The following is a 15,226-nucleotide window of genomic DNA, read 5'->3' as shown; positions in this document are numbered from 1 at the left end:
CAGGCAGTGCACGCGGGCAACGCATACGATGGCCATCATGACATCCCCAGATGCCCCCTTCCTGCAGACCCTGTGCAGCCTGCGCTGGCTGGCCACCGCCGGGCAGGCGGCCACCATCCTGGTCGCCACGTGGGTGCTTGGCCTGCCCCTGCCGCAGGTTCCGCTGTGGGCCGGCGTGGCCGTGCTGGCGCTGTTCAACACCTACGCCCAGCTGCGCGTCCACGGCACTGATACCGCCCCGGTAACCGCATTCGGACACATCCTGGTGGATGTGACCGTGCTGACCTGGATGGTCGGCTGGAGTGGCGGCATCACCAATCCGTTCGGCTCGCTGTTCCTGATCCTGATCGCCCTGGCGGCGCTCGCCCTGCCGGCACGCTGGACGCTGGCGGTGGCCGCTGCCTGCCTGATCGGCTACTGCGTCAGCGCAGCGTTCGGCCTGCCGCTGCCCGCAGGCGGCTACTTCGCGCCGGAAGTCCTGCAGCAGTGGGGCGTGGTGGCGAATTTCCTGATTTCGGTGACGGTCGTGCTGGCGTTCTCCACGCGGCTGGCCATCGCCCTGCGCCAGCGCGAACACGAACTCTCGCTGCTGCGGGAGCGCTTCGCACGCAACGAAGGCATCGTCGCACTGGCCACCCATGCGGCCTCGGTCGCCCACGAACTCAATACGCCGCTGGCGACGATGACCCTGCTGGCCGACGACATCGCCGAACAGAACCAGAGCACCGACGTGCGCGACGACGTGGAAACCCTGCGCGAGCTGCTGGTGCAGTGCCGCGAACGGGTATTGGCGCTGGCCGCGCCGGCGTCGCCGGATGCCCCCGGTCGCGGACCGTCCACCGCCCTGCAGGTGCTGGAACAGTGGCGACTGGTGCGCCCGACCATCACCCTCACCCGCAACCCCGACGCCCCGCTGACCCGGCCGCTGGATGCCGGCGTGGGCCACCTGCTGATGGTCCTGCTGAACAACGCCGCCGAAGCCGGCGAACAGGTCGGGCGCGCGGAAGTGGAGCTGTCGCTGCGCATCGAGGGCGACGATCTGGTCGGCGAGGTGCGCGACTTCGGTCCCGGCTTCGACACGCGCAAGGCGGTGCTGCCCGGCACCTTGTTCAGCTCCAGCAAGAGCGAAGGCATGGGCGTGGGACTGGCCCTGTCCCACGCCACCATTGAACGCCTGCACGGTGAAATGTGGATGCGTCCGGCGCAGGGCGCCGGCAGCCGGGTCGGCTTCCGCATCCCCCTGGTCCCCCGCGAGGAAATCCCATGAACACGCCCTTCCCCACCCCGGCCTCGCTGCACGGTGATGGCCTGCTGGTCGATGATGACGAGCTGTACCTGCGCACCCTGCAGCGCAGCCTGGCACGCAAAGGGCTGGAGACGCGCACGGCGCAGGATTCAGCCAGCGCCCTGCTGCTGGCACGGCAGCAGCCGCCGGCGTTCGCCCTGATCGACCTGAAGCTTGGCAGTGAGTCCGGACTGGCGCTGATCCAGCCGCTGCGCGCACTGCGCGCGGACATGCGCATCCTGCTGGTGACCGGCTATGCCAGCATCGCGACCGCGGTGGAGGCGATCAAGCTGGGCGCGGACGATTACCTGCCCAAGCCGGCCACGGTGCCGATGATCCTGCGCGCACTGGGCGAAGAAGATGACGGTCCCGACGACGACGGCGAGCTGGATCTGCCCGATGCGATGACACCGATCAGCCGGCTGCAGTGGGAGCACATCCAGCAGGCGATGCATGAGACCGGTGGCAACGTGTCAGCCGCAGCGCGCCTGCTGGGCATGCATCGGCGCTCGCTGCAGCGCAAGCTGGCCAAGCGGCCGAGCCCGGAGCCTTTGCGCTAGGCACGGTAGCGCCTGGGGATGGCAACCGCGTGACGACCAACGGTCGTCACCCACCAAGGCCCTGACGGTCAGCGGTCGTCACCTACCAAGGCCCTGACGGCCAGCGGTCGTCACCTACCAAGGCCCTGACGGCCAGCGGCCGTTACTACCGCGGGCCGCGACCGGGTTTTACCTCAGCAGGCCCAGCACTTCCAGGGTCAGCGGATCGGTGATCTCCACCGCCTCGCCCTGCAGCGCCGGCAGCAGCTGGCCGGCAAGCTGCTTGCCCAGCTCCACGCCGAACTGGTCGAAGGCGTTGATGTTCCAGATCACCGACTGTACGTACACCGCGTGCTCGTACATCGCGATCAGCGCACCCAGCGCCTGCGGGGTCAGCGCATCGAGCAGGATCAACGTGCTCGGCCGGCCACCGGGATAATCGCGGTGCGGATCGTCGCTGGACTGGCCATTGGCCAGCGCTTCGGTCTGTGCCAGCAGGTTGGCCAGCAGCGCCTGGTGGTTGACCGTGTAGGGATTGTCACTGCGGACACAGCCGATGAAATCGGCCGGGATCACGCTGGTGCCCTGATGCAGCGCCTGGAAGAAGCTGTGCTGCACATCGGTGCCCGCCCCGCCCCACCACACCGGCACGGTATCGCTGGCGACCGGCTGGCCATCACGCTGCACGCGCTTGCCCAGGCTTTCCATCACCAACTGCTGCAGGTAAGCCGGCAGCAACGCCAGGCGCTGGTCATAGGTCATCACCGCGTGCGTGGCATGGCCCAGCACGTTGCGGTTCCAGATATCGGTCAGGGCGTGCAGCACTGGCAGGTTGCGCTCCAGCGGCGCATCAAGTGCGTGCGCGTCCATCTGCGAGGCGCCTTCGAGCAAGGCTTCGAAACGCTCGAAGCCGATCGCCAGCGCGATCGGAAAACCGACCGCCGACCACAGCGAATAGCGGCCGCCGACCCAGTCCCACATCGGCAGCACGCGGCTGGAGGCGATGTCGAAGGCCTTGGCGGCACGCTCGGGGTTGGCACTGACCGCATACAGGCGTTCGCTGCCGCCCAGCCAGTCGTGCAGGATCTGCCCGTTGAGCAGCGTCTCCTGGGTACCGAACGTCTTGGAGATCAGCACGCCGGCGGTGCGCGCCGGATCCAGCGTGCTCAGCGTGCGCTGCATGGCGGCGCCATCCACGTTGGACACGAAATGCACGCGCAGACGGCTGCCATCCACCGGACGCAGGGCGTCGGCAACCAGTCGCGGACCAAGGTCCGAGCCGCCGATACCCACGCTCACCACATCGGTGACGCCGCTGCTTTCCAGCGCGTGCACCAGCTCGCCCATCCGCTGGCGGACCTCGCGCGCGGTGGCGTAGGCATCGGCAGCCACCGGCGCATCGACCACATCACCGCGCAGCGCGGTGTGCAGCGCGGCGCGGCCTTCGGTGAGGTTGACCTGCTCGCCGCGGAACAGGCGCGCGATGGCGCCGCCGACATCGCGGTCAGCGGCCAGCGACAGCAATGCCTGCAGGGCGGCGGCGTCGTATTTCTGCCGCGCGAAGTTGACGTACAACGGACCGACCCGCAGTGCCAGATCCTTTACCCGGCCGGGTTCGGCCGCGAGCAGGTCGGGGATGCGCGCGCCACGCAGGCGCTGGGCATGGGAGTGAAGCGTGTCGAGTCCGTTGTTCGTTGTCATGCGGCCTGGGTCGGGATGCTGTCGTTGGTATGGGAGATCTGGTTGTTGCCATCCACATATACCAGCTTCGGCCGGAAGCTGTCTGCTTCCTGCTCGCTCATCGTGGCGAAGGCAGCGATGATGATGATGTCGCCGACCTGCACGTGACGGGCGGCGCCGCCATTGAGCGAGACCACGCCGCTGCCGGCTTCGGCACGGATGGCATAGGTGCTGAACCGGGCGCCGTTGGTGACGTCCCAGATATGCACCTGCTCGAACTCACGGATGCCCGTGGCCGCCAGCAGGTTGTCGTCGATCGCGATCGACCCTTCGTAGTTCAGCTCCGAATGGGTGACGGTGGCGCGGTGGATCTTGGTCTTCAGCAGGGACAGGTGCATGGCACAGGCAACGCGGTAAAGGAAAGTCGGGATTCTACCACCTGGGGGATTGGCGAAAGCGGCGTGCGACGCCAGTCAGACAGCGGTTCAGGTCCCGCCTGCCACGCACGATTCCCGAAAGCGCGACGGTTCACCGTGCGGTGAACTGGGGGATTCCATCCAGGAGCTGCCATGTTCGCCACCCTCAGCCGTGCCAAGGATTTCGACCAGCTCGTCCGCCGCTTTTCCGGTCCCACCCGGATCGGCGATGCTCCCGCAGAACCCCGGCCGAGACAGCTGCGCTCGGTTGCCGTACGCAACCTGCACCGACCGACGGCCGCGCCACAGCCGCGCTGCGTGGAGCGGCCGCCCGCGCGGCACGTGGCCGCGGCGCCGGTCGCGGCCACGGCCAAGGCGGAGGAGCCGCTGCAGTTCCCCGCCACCGGCATCTATGCCGCGCACCCGATGCTGCGCAGGATCGCGAACCTGGAAGCCAGGCTGTCGCGGGCGGCCTGGGACGAAGCCGAACAGGCGGACAAGGCGAGGTCGGTGGCCAGCGGCTTCCGCTACTGCGTGTGCGGTGCTGCCCCCGTTCCGGCGACCGGCAGCGGGCAGGCCGATCCGCCGCCCGAGCCGACCCTGCTCGATCTGGAATCAACCAGGGCGATGGAGATCGCAGTGCGCATCCATGAAGCGCGGATAGCCTGCGGGCAACCGGTCTACCCTGATAGGACCTGGTACCGCGAGGGCCTGGTCCGGCGGGCGCTGGAACAGCTGTAGAAAAACGGGGTCACGACCTCGCCCCGCCCCCCCGCGCTCAGAACTCGAGGTTGTCGATCAGCCGGGTGCTGCCCAGCCGCGCGGCGATCAGCGCAACGCGCGGCCCACCCTCGTGCGGTGGCTCGATCAGGTCCGGCGTACGCAGCGCCGCATAGTCCACCTGGAATCCCGCAGCCTGCAGGGCAGCGGCCGCATCGGCTTCGATGCGCTCACGCGACAGCCCGGTGATGTAGCCTTCGCGCATGCCCTGCAACACACGATGGATCGTCGTCGATGCCGGGCGCTGCACGCCATCCAGGTACTGGTTGCGCGAACTCATCGCCAGGCCGTCGTCTTCGCGCACGATGTCCCCGCCGACGATCTGGATCGGGAAAGACAGGTCGGCCACCATCTGGCGGATCACCGCAAGCTGCTGGTAGTCCTTCTTGCCGAAGGCGGCCACGTCGGGCTGCACCTGGTTGAACAGGCGTGACACCACCGTGCAGACACCATCGAAGTGCCCGGGGCGATGCGCCCCTTCCAGCAGCCCGCTGATCCCGGGCACGCTGACATTGGCCGCCAGCTCCACGCCGAACGGATACATCGATTCCACTGTCGGCAGCCACAGCACGTCGCAGCCGGCCGCTTCCAGGCCGCTGGTATCGGCCTCGGGCGTGCGCGGATAGCGGGTGAAGTCTTCGTTCGGCCCGAACTGGGTCGGGTTGACGAACACGCTGGACACCACGCGATCAGCGTACTGCCGTGCCAGCGCGACCAGCGAGTAGTGGCCTGCATGCAGATTGCCCATGGTAGGCACCAGCGCCACGCGCAGGCCTTCGCGCTTCCAGCCGCTGACGGTCGCGCGCAGCTGGGCAAGTTCGGTAATGGTCTGGATCATGAGGCGTAGGCGTGCTCGGTGTCGGGGAAGGTGCCGTTGCGCACGGCCTCGGCGTAGGCGCGGGTGGCGCCAGCTACCGAACCGCCTTCGGCAAGGAAATCCTTGACGAATTTCGGCCGGCGATGGCCGCTGTCCAGGCCCAGCATGTCATGCATCACCAGCACCTGTCCGTCGCACTGCGGGCCAGCCCCGATGCCGATGGTCGGCACCGCAACAGCGGCGGTGACCTCGGCGGCTACCGGCGTGGGCAGGCATTCAAGCACCACCATGCTGGCACCGGCGGCGACCACGGCCTTGGCGTCCTCCACCAGCTGGCGGGCAGCATCGCCACGGCCCTGCACGCGGTAGCCGCCCAGGCGCAGCACCGACTGCGGGGTCAGTCCAAGATGCGAGCACACCGGGATTTCGCGCTCCACCAGGTGGCGGATGATATCCAGCTTGAAGCCGGCGCCTTCGATCTTGACCATCTCCGCGCCCGCCTGCAGCAACTGCAGCGACGCATCGAAGGCACGTTCCGGGGTGGCGTCGGCGCCAAACGGCAGGTCGGCAATCAGCAGCGCGCGCTGCAGCACGCGGGCCACCGCGCCGGTGTGGTAGACCATGTCGGCCACGGTCACCGGCAGGGTCGAATCGTGCCCCTGCACGACCATGCCCAGCGAATCGCCGACCAGGATGAGGTCGACCCCGTTGGCGTCGAAGGTACGGGCGAAACCGGCGTCGTAGGCGGTCAACATGACCAGCTTCTGGCCATTGCGCTTGGCCTCGGCCAGCGCCGGGACGGTCCAGGGCTTGCTGTCTGCGTGGGTGCTCATCAGGAAATAACCGGGGGTGATAACCGCTCCATTATCTCCTTATCGGCACGATCCCGCTGGCTGTTACCTGCATCACTGCATCCCGCACGCGACCATGCCCGGGAATCACCAGGTCCGGCGCTACTTCGGCCAGCGGCACCAGCACGAACGCGCGCTGGTGCAGGTACGGATGCGGAACCTGCAGGCGCGGCAGGTCGATCACCTGGTCGCCATACAGCAATAGGTCCAGGTCCAGCAGGCGCGGGCCCCAGTGCACGGCCGGATCACGCACCCGGCCGAAGCCGGTTTCCAGTACCAGCAGGGCATCGAGCAAGGCCAGCGGCGGCAGGTCGGTCTGGACGCAGGCCACCGCATTGACGAACGGCGGCTGGTCCTGGTTGCCCCAGGCCGGGCTGGCGTACAGCAGCGAAGCGCGGGTCAGTTCGGTACCGGCCAGTCCGTCCAGCGCCTCGATCGCCGCACTGACCGTGCTGGCGGCGTCACCGAGGTTGGCGCCCAGGCCGATCCATGCCCTGACCACCCCGCTTACTCGGCAGCCGGTGCGCCGGGGGCACCCGGGCGACGACGGCGACGACGACGCTTGCGCGGCTCCTCGCCCACCTCTTCGGCGTCATGCGTGTGCAGGTCGTCCAGCGCGCTTTCCAGCTCACGGCCGGACTGCTGCTGGGCTTCGCGCCAGAACGCCACGTCGCCTGCGTGTTCGCTGGAAGCCACCTGGCGCAGGATCAGGAAGTCGAACGCCGCGCGGAACCGCGGGTGGGTCAACGTGCGGAACACGCGCTTGCGCTGGCGCGAGCCGAAGCGCGCCTGCAACAGCCAGATCTCCTGCATCGGCAGCGAGAAGCGCCGCGGCAGTGCGATGGTGGTCAGCTGGTGCAGGGTCACCCGGTCGGCGGCGCGACGCTGCGCTTCTTCTTCGGCCACACCCTGCTTGAGCAGCGTGGCCTGGGTGCGGCAGAACGCCGGCCACAGCAGCAACGCGAACAGGAACGACGGCGACACCGGCTCGTCGTTGGCCACGCGCTGGTCGGTGTTGGCCAGGCCTTCGATCAGCATGCGGCGCAGCGCGCCACTGCGGTTGGAACGCAGCGCCTTGCCACTTTCCGGGAACATCACATCGAACAGGCCGTAACGCTCCAGGCCTTCGAAGCTGGCCACGCCGTGTCCGCCCAGGAACAGCTTGAGCACTTCCTCGAACAGGCGCGCCGGGGCGGCTTCGTTGAGCAGGTTGGCAAGCTGCGGGATCGGCGCGGCGGTCTTTTCCTCGATCTGGAAACCGAGCTTGCCGGCCAGTCGCACGGCACGCAGCATGCGCACGGGATCTTCGCGGTAACGCTGTTCCGGGTCGCCGATGAGCTTCATCAGGCGGGCCTGCACGTCCTCGAATCCGCCGGTGTAATCACGCACCGAGAAATCCTCGATCGCGTAGTACAACGCGTTGCAGGTGAAGTCACGGCGGATGGCATCGTCTTCGATGGAGCCGTACACGTTGTCGCGTACCAGCATGCCGTTTTCCATCTCGCGGTCGCCGCTGCCGTCATCGATGTTGGCGCGGAAGGTGGCCACTTCGATGATCTCGCGGCCGAACACCACATGCGCCAGGCGGAAGCGTCGACCGATCAGGCGGCAGTTGCGGAACAGCTGCTTGACCTGTTCGGGCGTGGCGTCGGTGGCCACGTCGAAGTCCTTGGGGTGGCCATTGACCAGCAGGTCGCGCACGGCGCCACCCACCAGGTAGGCGCCGAAGCCGGCATCGCGCAGGCGGTACAGCACGCGCACGGCGTTGGGGCTGATGTCCTTGCGCGAGATGGTGTGCTGGTCGCGCGGGATGACGCGCAGGCTTATCGGGGTTGTCACGGAGGGAATGATGTTGGCGCTTCCGGTTGAAGTTTCGGGATTGCCCAATGGCATCGAGATGCATATACTAGCGCGCCTGCCCCGGCAGTGACACTTCAAACGCTCCCTTCGTCTAGAGGTTAGGACGTGGCCCTCTCAAGGCTAAAACAGGGGTTCGAGTCCCCTAGGGAGCACCAGTCACTGCAGCAGGAAGCAAGAAACCCGCCATGAGCGGGTTTTTTTGTGCCTGTGCGTCGGGTCGAGGCCGGCCGCTGAAGGCCCGGCGCCGTGGCGCCGGACCCGCTGCACAGCTCAGCCTTCCATCTGTTCCAGTTCCTTGCCCTTGGTCTCGCGCACGTAGCGGAAGACAAAGAAGATCGACAGGAACGCGGCCACCGCATAGATGCTGTACGCACCGGCCAGGCCGATGCCGGCCAGTAGGATCGGGAAGGTCACGGTGATGGCGAAGTTCGAGGTCCACTGCGCCGCACCGGCCACGGCCAGCGCCGAACCGCGGATCTGGTTGGGGAACATTTCGCCCAGCATCACCCACATCACCGGGCCCCAGGACATGTTGAAGAACACCACGTAGACGTTGGCCGCCACCAGCGCCAGCCGTCCCATGCCATCGGACAACTGCAGCTTGCCATCGACCAGGCTGCCGCTGGAGAACGCCACCACCATCAACGCCAGCGAGAGCGCCATGCCGACCGAGCCCACCCACAGCAGCGGCTTGCGGCCGATGCGGTCGATCAGCACCACCGTCACCAGGCACGCACCGATGCTGAGCGCACCGGACAGCACGTTGATCAGCAGCGCATCGTTTTCGGAGAAGCCCACCGCCTGCCACAGCACAGCGCCGTAGTAGAACACCACGTTGATGCCGACCAGCTGCTGCAGCACGGCCAGCCCGATGCCCACCCAGACGATGCCGCGCAGCTTGCCGGTGTCCTTGTCCTTGAGATCGGCAAACGAAGGCCGGTGCTGGTCCTGGGCCAGGCTGGACTCGATTTCACCGAGTGTGGCCTGCGCCTCCACCGCGCCGTACAGGCGCGTCAGCACCGACAAGGCGTCCGACCTGCGGCCCTTGGCCACCAGGAAGCGCGGGCTTTCCGGGATCACCAGCAGCAGCGCCAGGAACAGCAGCGAAGGAATGGCCTGCATCCAGAACATCCAGCGCCATGCCTGCTGTCCCAGCCACAGCACTTCGGTGGAGGCCCCGGCCGCGCGCGCCAGCAGGAAGTTGCTCAGGAAGGCTGCGAACAGGCCACTGATGATGGCGATCTGCTGCACCGTGGCGAGCTTGCCGCGATAGCGCGCCGAGGCCACTTCGGCGATGTACGCCGGGGCCATCACGCTGGCCGCGCCGACCGCGAATCCACCGATCACGCGCGCGGTGACAAACAGCCATGACGCGTGCGCGGCACCGGCCCCCAGCGCCGACAGCAGGAACAACACCGCCGAGATGATCAGCACGCTGCGCCGTCCCAGCAGGTCACCCAGCCGCCCGGCCAGGAACGCACCGATGGCACACCCCAACAGCATCGAGGCCACCTCGAAGCCGAGCGCGGCTTCGCTGGAATTGAACGCACTGCGAAGGCCGTCGACGGTGCCGTTGATGACGCCACTGTCAAAGCCGAACAGGAAGCCACCAATGGTGGCCACGCAGCTGATCAGCACGATGAAGGCGGTGTTCTCGCCCTGTGTGCCGGAGGAAGCAGATATCGCTGTGGACATGGGTTTACCCGGTTGCGATGGACGCCTGCCGCTCAGCGCAGCAGGTACTGGTTGAGCAGGTTCTCATACGCTTCCTGCCGTCCGCTACGCTGGCCAGGCTCGCCGGCCTGCTGCGCGTGTGCACACAGATCCTGCAGCGTCAGCTGGCCATTGGCAAAGGCCGCACCGGGGCCGCTTTCGAAGCTGGCGTAGCGCTCGCCGCGCCACTGCTCCAACGGCGACGCGGTGAGCAGGGCATGGGCGACCTCCAGTCCGCGGGCAAAGGTGTCCATGCCGCCGATGTGGGCGATGAACAGGTCCTGCGGATCGGTGGATTCGCGACGGACCTTGGCATCGAAATTGAGGCCGCCATCGCCGAAGCCGCCCTGCCGCAATACCACCAGCATCGCGCCCACCGCGTCGTACAGATCGGTCGGGAACTGATCGGTATCCCAGCCGTTCTGCGGGTTGCCGCGGTTGGCGTCGATGCTGCCCAGCAAGCCGGCATCGGAGGCTACCTGCAGGTCATGGGCGAAGGTGTGCCCGGACAACGTCGCGTGGTTGGCTTCGATGTTGAGCTTGAAATCCTGGTCCAGGCCATGCGCGCGCAGGAAGCCCACCACCGTGGCGCTGTCGAAATCGTACTGGTGGTGCATCGGCTCCATCGGCTTGGGCTCGATCAGGAAGGTGCCCTGGAAGCCGATGCTGCGCCCGTAGTCGCGCGCCGCCGCGAGGAACCGCGCAAGATGGGCCTGCTCGCGTTTCATGTCGGTGTTGAGCAGGCAGGCATAGCCTTCGCGCCCACCCCAGAACACATAGTTGCTGCCGCCCAGCGCCACCGTGGCATCCAGCGCCGCCTGCACCTGCACCGCAGCGCGCGCGACCACGGCGAAGTCCGGATTGGTCGCCGCGCCGTTCATGTAGCGCGGGTGCGAGAACAGGTTGGCGGTCCCCCACAGCAGCTTGACCCCGGTCTGGCGCTGGCGTTCGCCGGCGATCCCGACCATGTGGCGCAGGTTGTCACGGTACTCGCCGATGTCGTCCGCATCCGGCGCCAGGTCGACGTCATGGAAGCAGTAGTACGGCACCCCCAGCTTGGTGACGAACTCGAAGGCGGCATCGGCCTTGGCCTCGGCACGCGCCAGCGGCGTGGCGCCCTGGTCCCACGGATAGGCGCGCGTACCAGGCCCGAACGGGTCGTGCCCTGCCCCACAGAAACTGTGCCAGTAGGCCACCGCGAAGCGCAGGTGCTCGGCCATGCTGCGTCCGCCGATCTGCTTGTCGGCGTCGTACACCTTGTAGGCCAGTGGATTGTCCGAGTCGCGGCCCTCGAAGGGAATACGACCGACACCGGGGAAGAACTCGCGCTGGCCAACGTAGAACGAGGAACTCATGGGCAACATCGTCTGGGGGAAATCAGGGCAGGCGCTGGCGGTACAACGGCAGCGAGGCCTGCAGGTAATGGTTGAAACGCTGGTAGCCGCGCGCATACGCGGCACCGCGTTCGGGGTCGGGCTGCGCTGACAGGGCCGGGTCGAACACCACATGCGCATCGACCAGATCGGCCAGCGGCATGCGGGCGCCAGCGCAGGCCCAAGCCGCCTGCAGTGCCGCACCGAAGGCCGCGCCTTCCGCCTGCACCGGCACTTCGACCGGCAACTGGAACAGATCGGCGATCAGCTGGCGCCAGGCGCCGCTGTTGGCGCCGCCACCGGTGAGCACCACCCGTGCACCCTGCAGGCCCGCCTCGCGCATCGCGTCATAGCCCAGTTTCAGGCTGTAGCTGGCACCCTCCATCGCCGCGCGATACAGGTTGGCCGGGGACAGGTTGTGCAGGTCCACGCCGTGCAGGGCGCCCTTGGCCAGCGGCAGGTCCGGGCTGCGCTCGCCATTGAAGAACGGCAGCAGCACCAGCCCTGCCGCGCCGGGCTGGCTGGCCTGCAGCAGCGCCTCGGTCTGCCCATGGTGCAGGCCAAGCAGGGTGGCCAGCTGGTTGGTGGCAACCGTGCAGTTCATGGTGCAGATCAGCGGCAGCCAGCCGCCATCGGAGGCACAGAACGCGGCCCAGCGCCCCTGCGGATCGATCTTCGGGCTGGCGCTCCAGGCAAACAGCGTGCCCGACGTGCCCAGGCTCATGCTCAGGCGCCCTTCGCGCACCGCACCAGTGCCGATCGCCGCCATCATGTTGTCGCCGCCGCCGACCGCCACCCGCACCCCGGCCGAAAGTCCCAGGGCATCAGCTATTGCAGGCAGCAGGGCGAATGTGGCATCCGCAGCGACCAGCGGCGGCAGCAGCGCGGCGAGATCGCGATCCGGATCGGTCGCCGCCAGCATCGTCGGCGACCACTGCCGCGTGCGGATATCCAGCCACCCGGTGCCCGAAGCATCACCGCACTCCATGAAGCGCGCGCCGGTCAGCCACAGGTTGAGGTAATCGTGCGGCAACGCGATGCCGTCCAACGCTGCGTAGGCCTGCGGCCGATGCTGCCTGGTCCACGGCAGCTTGGAGGCGGTATAGCCCACCCGCAGCGGATTGCCGGACGCGGCGATACAGGCGCTTTCACCACCGACGGCGGCGGTGATCGCATCGCACTCGGCGGTACTGCTGGTATCGCACCACAGCTTGACCGGTGCCAGCACCGAATCATCGGCGGCCAGCGCCACCAGGCCGTGCTGCTGGCCCGACACCGCCAGCCCCCTGACCCGCGCACGCACCGCGTCCGGCAGCGCCAGCACGCATTCCTGCAGGGCCCGGGTCCAACTGGCCGCGTCCTGTTCGCGACTGCCATCCTCGGCGCTGTCCAGCGCCAGCGAACGCGACTGCTGCCCCACCACCTGGCGTGCTGCCGGATCGTAAGCCAGTACCTTCAGGCTCTGCGTCCCCGCGTCGATTCCCAGATAGACCGCCCCTTCCCCACTGCTTTCCTGCCGCACCCGCCACTCCCACGTCGCGATGTCCACCGATGGACATCGAGTGTTGCCGCCCCGATCCCACGTGGCAATGTGCAGTGCATCAAATCCCGGGGGCCTGGCCACCTCCCGCCGACCATGGGTCGGCGCTACCGCGTGTTTGCACGGAACCTGCCAGCGGTTCGGGCGGCGGGGCTGGGCGGGGGCGTTGAGCGCCATGGAGGGCGCGAAACGAGGCCCGCAGGAGCGGCTTCTGCCGTCCCCCGCCCAGCCCCGCCGGCCGACCCGCGCACCGAGTCCACACAACCCGCCAGCCGCCGGCGGGTTCCACCGGTTCGACCACCCCCACCCCAACCTGTTCTAGAATTAGCGGCTTGAAAGACGGATCTGCCTCCCCCCATGCCCTTTGTCGTCACTGAAAACTGCATCAAGTGCAAGCACACCGATTGCGTGGAAGTGTGCCCCGTGGACTGCTTCCACGAAGGCCCGAACTTCCTGGTGATCGATCCGGATGAGTGCATCGACTGCACGCTGTGCGAACCCGAATGCCCGGTCAACGCGATCTTCCCCGAAGACGACGTCCCGGCTGGACAGGAAGTGTTCGTGGGATTGAACGCGGAACTGGCGAAGGAATGGCCGGTGCTGACCGTGCGCAAGGACCCGCCTGCCGATGCCGGCGACTGGGATGGCAAGCCGGACAAACTGCCGCTGCTGGAGCGCTGAATCCCGCGCACGGCAACGAAGAAGGGCGCCCTCGGGCGCCCTTCTTCGTTGCTGCCGCCAGCCCCGCCAAGGCGGGCGCGGGTTACGGAGCCAGCTTGGCCTTCAGCGCAGCGATCAGCTTGACCGGCGCTTCGGCGGTAGCCGGCAGGCCACGCGGATCGACCGCCGACACGTACGAGCCGCCATTGACCGCCACGACACGTACCAGGAAGTTGCTGCCTTCGAAGGCCACGTCGTAGGAACCCAGCAACTGGGCGCGGGTGGCGATGGTGAGCCCCTCGATGGCCTCCAGTGCGGTACCGACGTCGGTGAAGGCCTGGTCCTTGCCAGCGGTGACGTTGAATCCGGACGCATTGTTGGCCGGCGCGGCCGGGGCCTGGCCCGCGGCAGCGGCCGGGGCCGGACGCGACGCCTGCGAGGCCAGCACCGAGCCGGTCTCACCGGTGGTGGCGGCCTTGCCGGCACCCGCCGGTGCGGTCAGGTCCGGCGGGACTTCCAGCGGGCGCACTTCCGGGGCCAGCGCGTAATCGCCGCGCGCACCCTTCTTGAAGCAGCCGGTGGTGGCCACGACGGTGCCCAGGGCAAGGATCGCGATGGACAGCACGCGGAAGGTGGAAACGGATTGACGCATGGGAATCTCCTGGAAAGCCACGAGGGGGTCAGTGGCTGGAAAGGGCTTCGAGCGCGGCGATGTCGCCGGCCAGATGCTCGGCCGCGGGCTGGTGTGCTGCCGACAGCGGCAGCAACGGCAGGCGCAGGTCATGGCCGATGCCGATCCGGCGCAACAACGCCTTGACCGGGATCGGATTGGGTTCGACACCACAGAAATCATGGAACGGCTGCAGGCGCGCGTCCCAGCTTCCGGTCGCATCATGATCGTGGGCGGCGGCAAGCTCGCACATGCGGCGGTAAGCACCCGGCAGCGCGTTGGAGCCTACCGAGATCAGGCCGTCCATCCCGGCCTGGATCGAGCGCGCGGCGGTGCCGTCATCGCCGCTGAGGATGGCGAAGTCGGCGCTGCGCAACGCCAGCAGGGCCTTCACCCGGCCGTTGTCACCCACCGCTTCCTTGATGCCGACAATGTTCGGATGGCCAGCCAGTTCGGCCACGGTTTCCGGCAGCATGTCGCAGCCGGTGCGGCCGGGCACGTTGTACAGCACCACCGGCAGGCCACCGTGGTCGGCCACGGCGCGGTAATGCGCGATGAGCCCGGCCTGGGTCGGACGCACGTAGGGCGGGGTCACCACCAGCGCGTGGGTGGCCCCGGCCGCGGCGGCGCGGCGGGTCTGTTCGATGGTCTTGGCGGTGCCGGACAAGCCGGTACCGGCCAGTACCGGCACGCGGCCGGCGATGCGCTCGACCGCGCTGGCCAGCAGCTGGTCGTATTCCGTATCGGACAAGGTGGCCGCTTCGCCGGTGGAGCCCGCCACGACCACGCCGTGCACGCCTCCTTCCAGCTGCAGGTGCAGCAGGCGCTGCCAACCATCGGTGTCGAGGGAGCCGTCGGCCCGGAAGGGGGTCGCCAGCGCGGTGATGAGGCCGGAAAGGGACAAGGCGTGCTGCTCGTGGCTGTAGGGGGGAGAAACCGGACGGCACTGAGCACCGGCCGCCCTGCATGTTACTTGCGGCGCGAAAGCGCGGGCAAGTATGCTGGGCACCGGTGAATCCCCGACCGTTGGGGGCATTCAGAC

General features: G+C 67.9%; 15 protein-coding genes and 1 tRNA gene. 5 read left to right on the top strand and 11 right to left on the bottom strand.

Features of this window, described 5'->3' with window-relative positions; genetic code table 11:
- Nucleotides 1–37 precede the first annotated feature (37 nt).
- A complete protein-coding gene (locus CXG43_RS10105) occupies nucleotides 38–1,267 on the top strand; it encodes an ATP-binding protein (protein ID WP_101099872.1) in 1,230 nt (409 codons plus the stop codon).
- Complete coding sequence (locus CXG43_RS10100) at nucleotides 1,264–1,845, top strand: response regulator transcription factor (protein WP_101099852.1); 582 nt, start codon at nucleotides 1,264–1,266, stop codon at nucleotides 1,843–1,845. Before CXG43_RS10105 ends, CXG43_RS10100 begins: the two co-directional genes overlap by 4 nt.
- A 168-nt stretch (nucleotides 1,846–2,013) precedes the next feature.
- On the opposite strand, the gene pgi is transcribed toward CXG43_RS10100, so the two are convergent.
- Both pgi and panD read right to left on the bottom strand, forming a co-directional pair.
- The gene (gene pgi, locus CXG43_RS10095) at nucleotides 2,014–3,525 is read right to left on the bottom strand and encodes a glucose-6-phosphate isomerase (protein ID WP_101099851.1); all 1,512 of its coding nucleotides are present in this window, start codon (nucleotides 3,523–3,525) and stop codon (nucleotides 2,014–2,016) included.
- Entirely contained in the window at nucleotides 3,522–3,902 is a 381-nt protein-coding gene (gene panD / locus CXG43_RS10090; protein WP_042614028.1) for an aspartate 1-decarboxylase, read from the bottom strand. The genes pgi and panD overlap by 4 nt, the downstream gene beginning before the upstream one ends.
- A 171-nt stretch (nucleotides 3,903–4,073) precedes the next feature.
- On the opposite strand from panD, the gene CXG43_RS10085 reads away from it, so the two are divergent.
- Nucleotides 4,074–4,661 carry a hypothetical protein gene (locus CXG43_RS10085; protein ID WP_101099850.1) on the top strand — a complete coding sequence of 196 codons (588 nt, stop codon included), beginning with the start codon at nucleotides 4,074–4,076 and terminating at the stop codon, nucleotides 4,659–4,661.
- 37 nt (nucleotides 4,662–4,698) lie between these two features.
- Here CXG43_RS10085 and panC read toward each other — a convergent pair whose 3' ends face one another.
- From panC to pcnB, 4 genes are read right to left on the bottom strand one after another with little or no spacing between them, the layout of a single operon-like run.
- Nucleotides 4,699–5,538 (bottom strand): pantoate--beta-alanine ligase, encoded by an 840-nt coding sequence (panC, locus tag CXG43_RS10080; RefSeq protein WP_101099849.1) that lies wholly within the window; start codon nucleotides 5,536–5,538, stop codon nucleotides 4,699–4,701.
- Nucleotides 5,535–6,350 (bottom strand): 3-methyl-2-oxobutanoate hydroxymethyltransferase, encoded by an 816-nt coding sequence (gene panB / locus CXG43_RS10075; protein ID WP_101099848.1) that lies wholly within the window; start codon nucleotides 6,348–6,350, stop codon nucleotides 5,535–5,537. The genes panC and panB overlap by 4 nt, the downstream gene beginning before the upstream one ends.
- Before the next feature lie 31 nt (nucleotides 6,351–6,381).
- A complete protein-coding gene (folK, locus tag CXG43_RS10070) occupies nucleotides 6,382–6,870 on the bottom strand; it encodes a 2-amino-4-hydroxy-6-hydroxymethyldihydropteridine diphosphokinase (RefSeq protein WP_101099847.1) in 489 nt (162 codons plus the stop codon).
- Nucleotides 6,871–6,875: 5 nt separating this feature from the next.
- Nucleotides 6,876–8,255: a polynucleotide adenylyltransferase PcnB gene (pcnB, locus tag CXG43_RS10065; protein ID WP_101099846.1), complete on the bottom strand. Its 1,380-nt coding sequence runs from the start codon at nucleotides 8,253–8,255 to the stop codon at nucleotides 6,876–6,878.
- 53 nt (nucleotides 8,256–8,308) lie between these two features.
- Here pcnB and CXG43_RS10060 point away from each other — a divergent pair.
- A tRNA-Glu gene (locus CXG43_RS10060) sits at nucleotides 8,309–8,383 on the top strand.
- Nucleotides 8,384–8,498: 115 nt separating this feature from the next.
- On the opposite strand, the gene CXG43_RS10055 is transcribed toward CXG43_RS10060, so the two are convergent.
- Genes CXG43_RS10055 through xylB form a run of 3 tightly spaced genes read right to left on the bottom strand, consistent with a single transcriptional unit; the run spans nucleotide 8,499 to nucleotide 12,857 of the window.
- On the bottom strand, nucleotides 8,499–9,923 hold the full coding sequence (locus CXG43_RS10055) for a sugar porter family MFS transporter (protein WP_101099845.1): 1,425 nt from the start codon (nucleotides 9,921–9,923) through the stop codon (nucleotides 8,499–8,501).
- Nucleotides 9,924–9,955: 32 nt separating this feature from the next.
- Nucleotides 9,956–11,296: a xylose isomerase gene (xylA, locus tag CXG43_RS10050; RefSeq protein ID WP_101099844.1), complete on the bottom strand. Its 1,341-nt coding sequence runs from the start codon at nucleotides 11,294–11,296 to the stop codon at nucleotides 9,956–9,958.
- 22 nt (nucleotides 11,297–11,318) lie between these two features.
- Nucleotides 11,319–12,857 carry a xylulokinase gene (gene xylB / locus CXG43_RS10045; protein ID WP_232767726.1) on the bottom strand — a complete coding sequence of 513 codons (1,539 nt, stop codon included), beginning with the start codon at nucleotides 12,855–12,857 and terminating at the stop codon, nucleotides 11,319–11,321.
- Nucleotides 12,858–13,211: 354 nt separating this feature from the next.
- Here xylB and fdxA point away from each other — a divergent pair, with 354 nt between their 5' ends.
- Nucleotides 13,212–13,535, top strand: coding sequence for a ferredoxin FdxA (fdxA, locus tag CXG43_RS10040; protein WP_042615187.1), 324 nt, complete (start codon nucleotides 13,212–13,214; stop codon nucleotides 13,533–13,535).
- An 82-nt stretch (nucleotides 13,536–13,617) separates the two neighbouring features.
- Here fdxA and CXG43_RS10035 read toward each other — a convergent pair whose 3' ends face one another.
- Both CXG43_RS10035 and dapA read right to left on the bottom strand, forming a co-directional pair.
- Nucleotides 13,618–14,166, bottom strand: a complete 549-nt coding sequence (locus CXG43_RS10035) for a hypothetical protein (RefSeq protein WP_101099842.1) — start codon at nucleotides 14,164–14,166, stop codon at nucleotides 13,618–13,620.
- A 28-nt stretch (nucleotides 14,167–14,194) separates the two neighbouring features.
- On the bottom strand, nucleotides 14,195–15,088 hold the full coding sequence (gene dapA / locus CXG43_RS10030) for a 4-hydroxy-tetrahydrodipicolinate synthase (protein ID WP_101099841.1): 894 nt from the start codon (nucleotides 15,086–15,088) through the stop codon (nucleotides 14,195–14,197).
- Between the last annotated feature and the right edge of the window lie 138 nt (nucleotides 15,089–15,226).

This window comes from Stenotrophomonas sp. Bg11-02 (assembly GCF_002836635.1).
GTDB classification, from domain to species: Bacteria; Pseudomonadota; Gammaproteobacteria; order Xanthomonadales; family Xanthomonadaceae; genus Stenotrophomonas; species Stenotrophomonas lacuserhaii.
Note: the sequence above shows the minus strand (reverse complement) of the source record. Positions and strands in the feature narration are given on the sequence as shown.